This is a genomic window from Paenibacillus sp. S29 (assembly GCF_049319765.1).
GTDB classification, from domain to species: Bacteria; Bacillota; Bacilli; order Paenibacillales; family Paenibacillaceae; genus Paenibacillus; species Paenibacillus polymyxa_B.
This window is the reverse complement of record NZ_JBMOUI010000006.1, coordinates 111,943-123,783: the sequence shown is the minus strand read 5'-3', so window position 1 is coordinate 123,783 and position 11,841 is coordinate 111,943. Positions and strand designations below refer to the sequence as shown.

At 49.0% G+C, this 11,841-nt stretch carries 10 protein-coding genes; all 10 read left to right on the top strand.

From position 1 onward, the window contains the following. Window position 1 precedes the first annotated feature (1 nt). The 10 genes from ACL9RM_RS12490 (at window position 2) to ACL9RM_RS12445 (ending at window position 11,788) form a co-directional block, all read left to right on the top strand. On the top strand, window positions 2–700 hold the full coding sequence (locus tag ACL9RM_RS12490; protein ID WP_039269544.1) for a sugar transferase: 699 nt from the start codon (window positions 2–4) through the stop codon (window positions 698–700). 36 nt (window positions 701–736) lie between these two features. Further along, window positions 737–1,675, top strand: a complete 939-nt coding sequence (locus ACL9RM_RS12485; protein WP_069291331.1) for a GDP-L-fucose synthase family protein — start codon at window positions 737–739, stop codon at window positions 1,673–1,675. Window positions 1,676–1,696: 21 nt separating this feature from the next. After that, complete coding sequence (gmd, locus tag ACL9RM_RS12480) at window positions 1,697–2,686, top strand: GDP-mannose 4,6-dehydratase (protein ID WP_013309172.1); 990 nt, start codon at window positions 1,697–1,699, stop codon at window positions 2,684–2,686. 122 nt (window positions 2,687–2,808) lie between these two features. Continuing rightward, window positions 2,809–4,152 carry a flippase gene (locus tag ACL9RM_RS12475; RefSeq protein ID WP_414126339.1) on the top strand — a complete coding sequence of 448 codons (1,344 nt, stop codon included), beginning with the start codon at window positions 2,809–2,811 and terminating at the stop codon, window positions 4,150–4,152. Continuing rightward, complete coding sequence (locus tag ACL9RM_RS12470) at window positions 4,139–5,401, top strand: hypothetical protein (protein WP_414126338.1); 1,263 nt, start codon at window positions 4,139–4,141, stop codon at window positions 5,399–5,401. The genes ACL9RM_RS12475 and ACL9RM_RS12470 overlap by 14 nt, the downstream gene beginning before the upstream one ends. A gap of 746 nt (window positions 5,402–6,147) precedes the next feature. Then, window positions 6,148–7,380 (top strand): glycosyltransferase family 4 protein, encoded by a 1,233-nt coding sequence (locus ACL9RM_RS12465; protein WP_322173290.1) that lies wholly within the window; start codon window positions 6,148–6,150, stop codon window positions 7,378–7,380. After that, window positions 7,377–8,618 (top strand): glycosyltransferase family 4 protein, encoded by a 1,242-nt coding sequence (locus tag ACL9RM_RS12460; protein WP_414126337.1) that lies wholly within the window; start codon window positions 7,377–7,379, stop codon window positions 8,616–8,618. The genes ACL9RM_RS12465 and ACL9RM_RS12460 overlap by 4 nt, the downstream gene beginning before the upstream one ends. Continuing rightward, complete coding sequence (locus ACL9RM_RS12455; protein ID WP_414126336.1) at window positions 8,596–9,405, top strand: WecB/TagA/CpsF family glycosyltransferase; 810 nt, start codon at window positions 8,596–8,598, stop codon at window positions 9,403–9,405. Before ACL9RM_RS12460 ends, ACL9RM_RS12455 begins: the two co-directional genes overlap by 23 nt. 50 nt (window positions 9,406–9,455) lie before the next feature. Next, a complete protein-coding gene (locus ACL9RM_RS12450) occupies window positions 9,456–10,796 on the top strand; it encodes a UDP-glucose dehydrogenase family protein (protein WP_414126335.1) in 1,341 nt (446 codons plus the stop codon). A gap of 14 nt (window positions 10,797–10,810) precedes the next feature. Continuing rightward, window positions 10,811–11,788 carry an LCP family protein gene (locus ACL9RM_RS12445; RefSeq protein WP_414126334.1) on the top strand — a complete coding sequence of 326 codons (978 nt, stop codon included), beginning with the start codon at window positions 10,811–10,813 and terminating at the stop codon, window positions 11,786–11,788. Window positions 11,789–11,841 lie beyond the last annotated feature (53 nt).

The window sequence follows — 11,841 nt, the reverse complement described above, 5'->3', positions numbered from 1 at the left end:
CGTGTCTTCTTCCCGCTCGAACGAGGCCGAAGTGCTGGGCGCGTCAGTGGATGTATATTCGGTCGCTCATGGGCTTGAACGGCGGCAAGGATGGAACGTATACCCGTTCGTGAAGCGAAGCATGGATATTATATTGTCTTTCATTGGAATCATCGTGCTATGCCCGGTATTTCTGCTTGTCATTTTGCTGATTAAGCTGGAGGACCCAAAAGGCAGTGCGTTATTTTATCAAGTACGTATTGGGAAAAATGAGCGTCCGTTTCGCATGATCAAATTTCGTTCCATGGTGTCTGATGCCGAGGCGAGATTGTCTGCACTGCTGGTGGAAAATGAAATTGAGGGTGCGATGTTCAAAATGCGGGACGATCCCCGAATTACCCGTGTGGGTCGCTTTCTTCGCAGAACGAGCATCGACGAGCTGCCACAACTGTTCAATGTACTGCGTGGGCAGATGAGTCTGGTAGGACCCAGACCCCCGTTGCCAAGAGAAGTCCATAATTACACAGTGAGGGATAAGCTGCGTCTGACGGTTACACCAGGCTGCACCGGTCTATGGCAGATCAGCGGTCGTAATCATCTAAGCTTTAACCAGATGGTAGAACTGGATTTGGAGTACATATCCAGACGCAGTTTCCGCACAGATATGATCATTATGCTGAAAACATTTCGTGTGCTGCTAGGCTCCAAGGATGCGTATTAAAGTCTTTCATTTTCACGAAGAAGGTAGGGGATAAGTATGGATCTTCATTCCAACATATATGTAGCAGGGCATAACGGACTGGTGGGTTCCGCTATTGTCCGAGCGCTTCAGAATGCGGGTTACCGTCATATTATTACTCGCACAAGCCGTGAGCTGGATCTACGCAATAAAGAGGCGGTAGATCATTTTTTTGAAACAGAGCCTGTGGATTATGTATTTCTGGCAGCGGCCAAAGTTGGTGGGATTTTGGCGAATAGCGAATATCCGGCTGATTTTATCCGTGACAATCTGCTTATACAAACGAATGTGATTGATGCGGCGTACCGGGCGAATGTAGGCAAGCTGTTATTCCTCGGCTCTACCTGTATCTATCCTAAATTTGCTCCGCAGCCGTTGCGAGAAGAATATCTGCTTACGGGTGAACTGGAGCCTACTAATGAGGCCTATGCGATTGCTAAAATTGCCGGGATTAAAATGTGTCAGTCTTACAACCGTCAGTATGGAACCCGGTTTATTTCTGTGATGCCGACGAATTTATACGGTCCGGGCGACAATTTTGATCTCCAGACCTCTCATGTGCTACCTGCGCTCATCCGCAAGTTTCATGAAAGCAAGCTGAATCAATCTCCGACTGTAGAAGTATGGGGCTCTGGTACGCCGCGCCGAGAATTTCTTCATTCTGATGATTTGGCTGAAGCCTGTCTGTTCCTGATGAACAATTATGAAGGAAATGAAATTGTAAATATCGGCGTAGGTGAGGATATCTCCATTCGTGAGCTGGCTGAACGAGTGAAGAATGTAGTCGGCTATGAGGGAGAAATTACCTTTAACACCTCCGCTCCTGATGGAACGCCGCGTAAGTTGGTAGATGTATCCCGAATTTCCGGGCTGGGCTGGTCGGCGCGTATTTCACTAGAAGAGGGATTAAGGTCTGTGTATCAGGCATTTCAAGGCCTGGATCTGGTTGAACAATAAAAAAACGGTGGGGGAATTGGAATGAAAAAAGCGCTGATCACAGGGATTACCGGACAAGACGGGTCCTATCTGGCTGAGTTGCTGCTGTCCAAGGATTATGAGGTGTACGGGGTGCGCAGACGAACCAGCACACCGAACTTTGAAAATGTAGCGCATATCCAGAATGACATCCATTGGCTTTCCGGTGATATGACCGATCTGGCTTCATTGATCGAAGCCGTCCGTCAGTCCGACCCAGATGAGGTCTACAACTTGGCTGCTCAATCCTTTGTAGCGGCCTCGTGGCCGCAGCCGTTGGCTACAGGGCAGATTACAGCGCTATCTGTCACCAATATGCTGGAGGCGGTTCGAATTGCCAAACCGGAAGCGCGCTTTTATCAGGCGTCAAGCAGCGAGATGTTCGGTAAGGTGCTGGAGACACCCCAGACAGAAACGACTCCGTTTTACCCACGTAGTCCCTACGGTGTCGCCAAAGTGTACGGCCATTGGATTACAGTGAACTATCGCGAAAGCTTTGATATGTTTGCGTGCTCTGGCATTCTGTTCAATCACGAATCGCCACGCCGAGGACTGGAATTTGTAACACGTAAGGTGTCGGATGCGGTAGCTCGTATCAAGCTAGGGTTGCAGCAGGAGCTGCGCATGGGAAATTTGGATTCACTGCGAGACTGGGGTTTTGCAGGCGATTATGTAAAGGCGATGTGGCTGATGCTTCAGCAGGATCAACCGGATGATTACGTCATTTCCACAGGAGAAATGCATTCTGTACGTGAACTGCTGCAAATTGCCTTTTCCCATGTAGGTTTAAATTATGAGGATTACGTCGTAATTGATCCTCAATTTGTCCGTCCGGCAGAGGTAGATTTATTGCTCGGCGATTGTGCCAAGGCGAAAGAAAAGCTGGGCTGGCGATTGGAAGTAGGCTTCGAGCAGCTCATTCATATGATGGTGGATACAGACTTGGAGCGGGTAAAAAGGCAGGCTGCAGTTGAAGCTTCTGTCGTCGTGTAAGAGATGGAGAGGCCACCCGCCTGAGCGGGGGTCTCTTCGCTGTACATGATTGCAGCTGTATTGACAGAACAGCAGGTTATAAGGCTGTGCGAAAGGTCATTTTTTAAGATGGAGTAAAACCTATGACATTAGTCAAAAAACGCGCCAAACCGCGCAGAAGTTTGCTGGTGAATACATCCTGGCTGTTCGGTGACAAAATGATTCGCATGGTGTTTGGCCTGGCAGTCAGCATCATCATGGCGAGAGTGTTGGGACCAGAGGAACTGGGAAAGTGGAATTATGCGGAATCCTTTTTCGGGATGTTTCTGATTTTCACGACCCTTGGTTTTGATTCTATATTAGTACGCGATCTTGTCAAAGACCCCAAGGATGAGCATGAGCTATTGGGGACGGCAGTTCTGCTGAAATTGGTAGGTACTCTGATAGCCATTGTACTGTCCTATTCCTTCATTTCACTGCTCAGACCGGAAGATAGTTCAGTGCGGTTGATCAATCTGATCCTGGCTACGGCCTCGATATTTCAATTGTTTGATATCATCGATTACTGGTTTCGTGCGCAGATGCTGTCCAAATACACGGTCGTTGCCAAGAATACCGCTTTTGTTCTCGGCTCCACCCTCAAAATCATTCTTTTGTTGTCCGGTGTTCCGATATGGTTGGTGGCGTTGTGTGCTCATGGAGAGTTTCTGTTGGGAAGCCTGCTGCTGCTGTATTTCTTCCATAAGGAAGGACGACGTGTGAACCGATGGACGTTCCGCTTAACCACAGCTCGGCGAATCATGAATCACAGCTGGCCGCTTATATTGTCATCCTCCGCTGTATATGTACAGGCACGGATCGATCAAGTCATTATCGGTGAACTGCTGGGGAATGCTGCGGTCGGGCAATACTCCGTTGCACTCCGACTCATCGAAGTGCTGGGCTTCATTCCGGTCGTTCTGACGACGGCTTATGCTCCGGTGGTGACGCGTTCCAAGCAGAAAGGAAGTGACGAATACAGACAGACATTGTCCAAGGTGTATCGGCTGATGTTTATATGCTTTCTTGTGACCTCGGTACCTTTATTTTTTCTATCCCAATGGGTAGTGGTTGTGCTGTATGGGAGAGAATTTACCGAAGCAGGTTCGCTGTTGTCTCTGTTTGCGATTCGTCTGTTTTTCACCAACTTCAGTGTTGCTAAAAGCTTGTTTATTACCAATGAAAATTTGTTTAGATACACGCTGCTGACCTCGGTGGTAGGGGCGGTTACGAATATCGCTTTCAATTACGCGCTAATCCCTTTGCTCGGTGTCCGAGGGTCGTTAGTGGCGACGATCTTGTCCTTTACGATATCTGTATTTCTATTAGATTTGCTGTTTAAGGAAGTTAAATCTAATTTGGGTTGGATGATGAAGTCCATCCTGACCTTTTGGCGTGTTCAAATTACAGTACCGAAAGTTGGAGAGAACAATCATGATACCCATTAAACCGTTTGTTCGGCATGAGGAACAGTGCCCGCATTGTGGAGGTAAGGTACGTGGTGGAGAGGTGCTGTGGCAGGGAATCCATGTATGTGTCAGCACTGCGTGTGAGGGGTGCGGACGCGAATATCTCGAGGACATGAGGGTCGGTCATGCCACGTATTCACCTTATCGTGTAGAAATGCCTGACTATATTCTGACCGGTGATGCGAAGTCGAGAAAATGGCTCGGAGAGCCTTTGCGGCAATCGTTGATGAATCCTTCCTATGATTTAGCAGTCGGCATGACCGTGCATAAAATGAAAGCTTCTACACGTGTAATCATCGTCAACACTATGGATTATTTGTATGGTCATGCGTTGCTCAAGCTGCTCAATGTGCAACGCGAATACGAGCAATCCCCGGACCTGGGAATTATCGTCATTGTGCAAAAGTCGCTGGAGTGGATGGTGCCAGCATATGTGTCTGAAATTTGGACGGTTGATGTGCCATTCAGCAGGGCACGTAACTTTTATCCTGTACTACATCATCGGATGATTGAGGAACTGATGCGTTTTGATGAGGTGTATGTCAGCCCGGCATATTCACATCCCAATCAGTTTGATATTGAGCAGTTTACAGGTGTCTCCCGCTATGACGAGGGGCGTGAGTCGGAGCCGCGCATTACCTTCGTATGGAGGGAAGATCGCTTGTGGAGCGGAAGCCATCATATCGCAAGAGCGGTACAGAAATTTCCGCAGCTCAAACGTGGGCTAAAACCGCTCATTTATCATCAGCGCAGTAAAATCATACGGCTGTTCCGCAGGCTAAAAGAAAGCTTCCCAGATCATCGTTTTACAGTCGCTGGACTTGGGCGTACCGGGAGCTTCCCGGCATGGATTTCTGATGAGCGTGTCACACGCTTCGATCGAGAAAGTGAGCTGCGGGTCTGCGAGGTATACGCAGCCAGCCAATTAGTAATCGGTATCCACGGCTCTAATATGCTACTGCCCTCTGCGCATGCCAGCATGACCATTGATTTGATGCCCAAGGATCGATGGGGGAATTACGCTCAGGATATTTTATTTCACGAAACGGATCATCGGCTTACAGCCTACAAATACCGCTTTGTGCCGATGGAATCGAGTGTGACTCTAGTGGCAGATATGGCAGCTGCCCAGCTCAAAGGGGCAGATCATTTTAATATGCAGATGACGGAGGAAAGGCAGCGTGAGCATTCAGGTTGGAGGGGAAAGGCCGCTTCGGGACGGGTTTGATCCTGGAGCAACTATTGTGGATGGAAGGCCGCTTCGGGACGGATTTGATCTTCCGATCGCTGTTGACGTGGGATTCCTTTGTTTGAATAAAGCCCTACAGAGGGCGGAATCCCACGTCAAAGGCGAACGCTGACGCTTCTCCAGATTCAAATCCTTACCCTCGCTACCCACCGCCGCCAAAAATAATTTCCCCCAGCCCCTAGAGTGGGGAAGGTTAGAGCCGCCTGGCGATAGCTTCGCCTTATCGCCGCGAACGCCGGGCATGCATGCCGGCGAAATTAATGCTCTGTACCGTTCTCTGTCAGGGTGACAGCGTTTGGTGGATAGCAATCTTTTAGCAGGCGACAATCTAGCCATCGTTAAGGTCTTGTGTGAGCCCAGTGGTAGTAGCTCTATGCTGTTCAATCATTTATCGCTAATGTGATCGGTATACAAGGTAGCGCGAAGTCAATGCCTGCGTGCATTCGTTCGCGTATATCAGCGCAGCGGGGGGCACTTCATGCCCAGCATTCCCTTTTTTAAAATGGGGTGACTTTATAGACCCGGCGGTCAGTAGCGGAGCGGTCCATTTGAATCTGAAGAAGCGCTAGCGTTCGCCTTTGCAGTGGGATTCTTACCTCGGAATGTTTTATATATCCAGGAATCCCACTGCAACAGCGATCGGAAGATCAAATGGAACGCGCAGCGTTCTCTGAACCCTCCGTGCTCCATAACTCACCCAATATGAAATGGCAGGAGCCCTGATGATGATTCAAAAAATATTGTATCTCCGCAATTTTGCCAGCAAAGTGAACGGGGACTCATACAATTTACAGGAAGTCGGTTTGGGCAAAGCACTCGTTCGAAAAGGCTATGATTGCGATATTGTTTACTACAACGATCGTAAAGAAACCCATCTGGAACAGGTCTACCGTCACGAAGGATGCACCTTGCGTATTATCTGGCTCCACGGGTTTAAGTTCTTAAGCAACAGCATCTACAGAGATGTTCTCAAAGATTCTTTTCTGGATGCCTATGGTCTGGTCATTACTACAGAATACAACCAGATCATGACCTATCTGCTTTCTCGCAAATGTCCTGATAAGCTGGCGTTGTATCACGGCCCATACCGAGATAACACGCACGCGCTGATCCGCAAACTGTACGATATTATGCTGCTGCCGAAGGTAGCAAAATCTCTACGCCGTACCTATGTCAAATCCGATCTTGCCAAGCGCTATTTGGAGAATAAAGGTTTTGACAACGTGGTTACGATTGGGGTCGGACTGGATCGCAGTAAAGTAGAGAGAGCATTCGATAGTGAAACCAGTAACAACAGTGAAGACATAAGCGGAGAACGTGAGGAAAACCGTGAGGTCGCGAATGAGCTGCGTAGAATCGGTGATCGTCCGGTGCTACTGTATGTTGGTGTATTGGAGGAACGGAGAAATATACGTTTTATGCTGACTACGTTCAAAAGGGTACTCCAAAAGCATCCTAGCTGCCTTTTGTTAATGGTCGGGGATGGACGGAAGACGGACACAGACCGCTATTGGACATATGCTCATGAACTGGGAATAACGGACAGTATTATACATTTTTCAAGAGTGGAGCAACGTCATCTGTGGCAGGTTTACGGAGCGGCGGATGTGATGCTGTTTCCGACCCAATACGATATTTTTGGTATGGTGCTGCTGGAAAGCATGCTGTTTCGCGTCCCGATTATCTCTTCGGTAAACGGGGGCTCGGTTACCTTGCTTGAGGACGGAGTGAGCGGAGTGATGCTGAGAAGCTTTTCAGAAGAGGAATGGTCTGGTCGAATAGGCGATTTGCTGGATAATGCTGAGCTGAGACGAAGTATGGCGGAGAAGGCCTTTCTTACGGTCGAGCGTATGTCGTGGGATCGCATTGCGGATGAAATAGTAAGTCATCAAGGGATCAAACCTACGAGCTCGAACCACGCTATGCAATCAACGCAGGAAAGAGGGGCAACCACGTGAGCCAACAGGTCAGCAGACAGATGAACCCTCCTGTGAGCAAGGTGCTGATCATCCATAACTTTTATCAGCAAAGCGGGGGAGAAGACAAGGTTGTCGAGCAAGAATCAGCTATGCTGCGTTCCAGAGGAATAGAGACAGAGCATTACTATGTGCACAACGACAGCATTCAAAGCAGAGGGCTAGCGAACATGGCAAAGCTGGCGGTAGAGGCGGCATGGTCCCTGCCGGAATTCAAAAGAATCAAGAAGCTGCTTTTACAGGTGAAGCCAGATGTGGTACATGTGCATAATTTTTTCCCGGTTATATCCCCTTCGGTCTATCATGCTTGTGAACGGCTGGGGATTCCGGTTGTCCAGACACTTCATAATTACAGGCTGATTTGTCCGGCGGCAACCTTTATGCGAGGGAATAAGGTTTGTGAAAAATGTCTGCACGGCACGCTACTGCATTCCATCCGTCATGGATGCTATCGAGGTTCACAGCTTCAGACGATTCCGGTAGCGGCGATGATTAAGTTCAACGATCTGATCGGCACATGGCAGCACAAGGTAAGTCGCTATATTGCGCTGACAGAATTTGCACGGGACAAATTTGCCGAAAGCGGTATTCCACTGGATCGTATCGCGGTAAAGCCAAATTTTGTCCATCATAAAACAGTGAAAACCCAATATGACCCGAATGATCGTTATTTATTGTTCGTGGGGCGGATTTCTGCTGAAAAAGGGGTTCGCAATCTGCTGCAAGCTTGGTCACAGTTGGAAGATCGGGGGGGATTGAGACTGGTCATCATTGGGGATGGTCCGGAAAAGGCTGAATTGACCGCTGCTTATCCGCAGGAAGATGTTCGGTTTCTCGGTAAGCAGGATGGAGACACGGTACTGGATTGCATGAGCCGGGCCATGTATGTCATGGTGCCTTCCATTTGGTATGAAGGATTTCCCATGACCATTGTAGAGTCTTTTTCTGTTGGAACTCCGGTATTATGCAGCCGGCTAGGTGCACTGGAGGAAGTCGTGGAGGACGGGGTGACGGGTTTCCATTTTCAACATGATGATTTGGAAAATATAAAGACTGTGATTCGCTGTGCAGTAGCCTATGAAAACTATGCAGCTATGAGACAGAAGGTGTCGGAAAACTACGCTGCATGCTATACGGAAGAAGTGAATGTGAAGCAGCTGATGGCGATATATAGCGAGGCGATGGAGGAGCGTGATTATGAAGCAGCTGCCCCAATATAGAGTCGGAAGGATTGCGGAAGCAGATATTGCAGCACTTACGTTTCAGGAGACGGTATACATGCTGGAACAATGGGCAGTCGAACGAAAGGACGGCTATGTTTGTATTTGCAACACGCATTCCATTGTCACAGCCGGGAATCATTCCGAGTTCCACGAAGCGCTCACTCAAGCCGATTTGTGTACTCCCGATGGTATGCCGTTGGTATGGGCGCTCAAGCTGTACGGATTTGAGCGTCAGGATCGGGTAGATGGTCCCAGTCTGATGCTCAAGTTGTGCGAACGTGCGCCACAGACGAAGGTAAGTATATATTTTTACGGCAGTACGCCGGATACGCTGGATAGCTTAAAAGAAAGAGTAGAACAGGATTACCCTGGAATCCGCATCGCGGGCAGCTTTTCACCACCATTTCGTGAGCTTCATCCAGATGAGGAGGAGCGGATCATTGATGAAATCAATGCGTCCGGCGCGCATATCATATTCGTCAGCTTAGGCTGCCCGAAGCAGGAAATATGGATGCATCGAAACAAAGACCGCATTCATGGCGTGATGATTGGAGTAGGGGCGGCCTTTGACTATATCACTGGAAAGGTTCGTAGACCGCCACTAGCGATACAAAAGCTGGGGCTGGAGTGGCTGTATCGTCTGATCTGCGAACCGAAGCGATTATGGAAGAGGTATGCCTATAACAATCCGATGTATGTATACCGTTTTCTAAAATCTTATCGGCAAAACAAACGGCTTACGCTTTATCATAATCGGCTTGCAGGAAGAGATATAGAGAAGTGAAGTCGGTAAAAGCGGATGCAATAAGACAGCATGTAAAAGGGGGAGTTGCTTTGAAGTTATGTGTAATTGGTGCAGGGTATGTCGGGCTAGTGTCGGGGGTCTGTTTTGCCGCACTCGGAAATACCGTCGTCTGTGTAGATCAGAATGAGGATAAAATTCATCAGCTGCGTGCAGGTGGGGTGCCGATTTATGAACCGGGATTAAAGGCTCTAATTAAAGATAATGTAGAACAAGGCCGACTAAGCTTTACAACAGATACGGCTGCTTCGGTGGAGGCAGCCGAAATTGTTATTTTGGCGGTCGGCACGCCTTCGCTGCCAGGCGGAGAAGCGAACTTGTCCTATATTGAAGAAGCCGCCTGCGAGGTGGCAGACGCCATGAATGGCTACAAAATAATTGTCACCAAAAGCACGGTGCCTGTCGGAACGAACGAACGTATTCAAAATTGGATTGCGAGCCGCACAAACTATCCGTTTGGTGTGGCTTCGGTTCCTGAATTTTTACGTGAAGGTTCAGCAGTCATAGACACCCTACAGCCAGATCGAATTATCATCGGAGCTTCTGATCCGCATGTGTCCACTGTGCTGACTACACTGCACGAGTCGCTAACGACAAATATCGTAACCACGGATATCCGTTCGGCGGAGATGATCAAGTACGCGTCGAATGCTTTTTTGGCGACCAAAATTTCGTTTATTAATGAGATTGCAAATATTTGCGAAAAGGTGGGCGCAGACGTTACACGCGTGGCACACGGTATGGGACTGGATCAGCGGATCGGTTCCTCCTTTTTGTCTGCCGGTATCGGCTATGGGGGTTCCTGTTTTCCCAAGGATACACAAGCTCTGATCCAAATTGCAGGTAACGTGGACTATGAATTCAAGCTGCTAAAATCTGTGGTGGAAGTGAATCAGGGGCAACGTTTTAACGTGATTCGTAAACTGAAAGAGGCGCTGGGTGATCTGGAGGGAGCTACAATTGGTATATGGGGACTGGCCTTTAAACCGAATACAGATGACGTAAGAGATGCCCCGGCGCTGGATATCATGCAGTCGCTGCTGGAGGCAGGGGCGCAAATTCGTGCATATGACCCGATCGCGACGGCTAACTTCCGCAAACTGCTGGACAGCTCGGAAGTAACGTGGGCAGATAGCGCACGAGAAGCGGCAGAGGGATGTGACGCACTGTGTCTATTGACGGAATGGGAAGAATTTGGTGATATCGGGTTGGGTGAACTGAATGAGCTTATGAAGTATCCAATTATGATTGACGGACGCAATGTGTACAGCGAGGAGCAAATCAGACAATCCGCCTTTACATACTATTCTGTCGGCAGGCCACAGATGAACAATCTGGATGTAGATCGTCATCAGTCTGTAGTGAATCCGTAAAGGGGAGGCTGCGTATGAAACGATGGCTGAAGGTGACATTGGGGGCTGCGGCGTTATTGCTCGTAGGGGCTACTGCCTACACCGCTTATGTATATCATTCCTTTAAAACAGCGGCGAATGCGATGTATCATCCGCGCAGCATCGTGCAGCCTGGGGCGGTTTCTACCTTTGCAACGGGCGGAGCAGGGCGATCTGTAGGTACAAACACTGGATCAAGTACACCCAATCCGGCAGCCATCTCCCAGTTCAAGCCGTTCACCGTGCTGGTGCTGGGTGTAGATCGGCGGCCTCACGATCCAGGACGATCGGATACGATGATCGTCTTGTCTGTTAACCCTGCCGAAGGCTCTATGTTGATGTTCAACATTCCGCGTGATACGCGAACAGAGTTGATCGGCAAGGGGCGTGAGGACAAAATCAATCACGCTTTTGCTTTTGGGGGCGTGGATATGTCGATTCGTACGGTTGAGCATTTTTTGAACCATCCGATAGATTACTATGTGCAGATGAACATGGAAGGGTTTGCGAAAATGGTGGACCTTATGGGGGGAGTGGAGGTTCATAATCCACTTGATTTTCAATATGAGGGCCATCATTTTGCGCAGGGTAATTTGAACTTGAACGGGGCTGAGGCGTTGGCCTACGCTCGTATGCGATTCGATGATCCACGTGGGGATCTCGGAAGAAATGCCCGCCAGCGGGAGCTCCTCAAGCAAATTCTGGCCCAGTCCATCAGCAAGGAAGGTCTGTTGAGGGTAAAGCCGATACTGGAAGCAGCGGGGGAGCAGATTCGCACAGACATTACCTTTGACGATATGACCACTTTCCTGACCCGGATCGGTCCGTCCCTCAAGCAGACGGATACCGTTGAACTGAAGGGACATGGGCGTAAAATTAACGGTGTATATTATTACATTGTGGAGGAGCAGGAACGCCAGCGTCTCCATGAAGTGCTGGAGAAGCACATGCTTACCACGGCCATATCGCCTTAGGTAAGCCTTATGTAGACGGGTGCCCTATTTGGGAGGTCACCCGTTATTTTCTT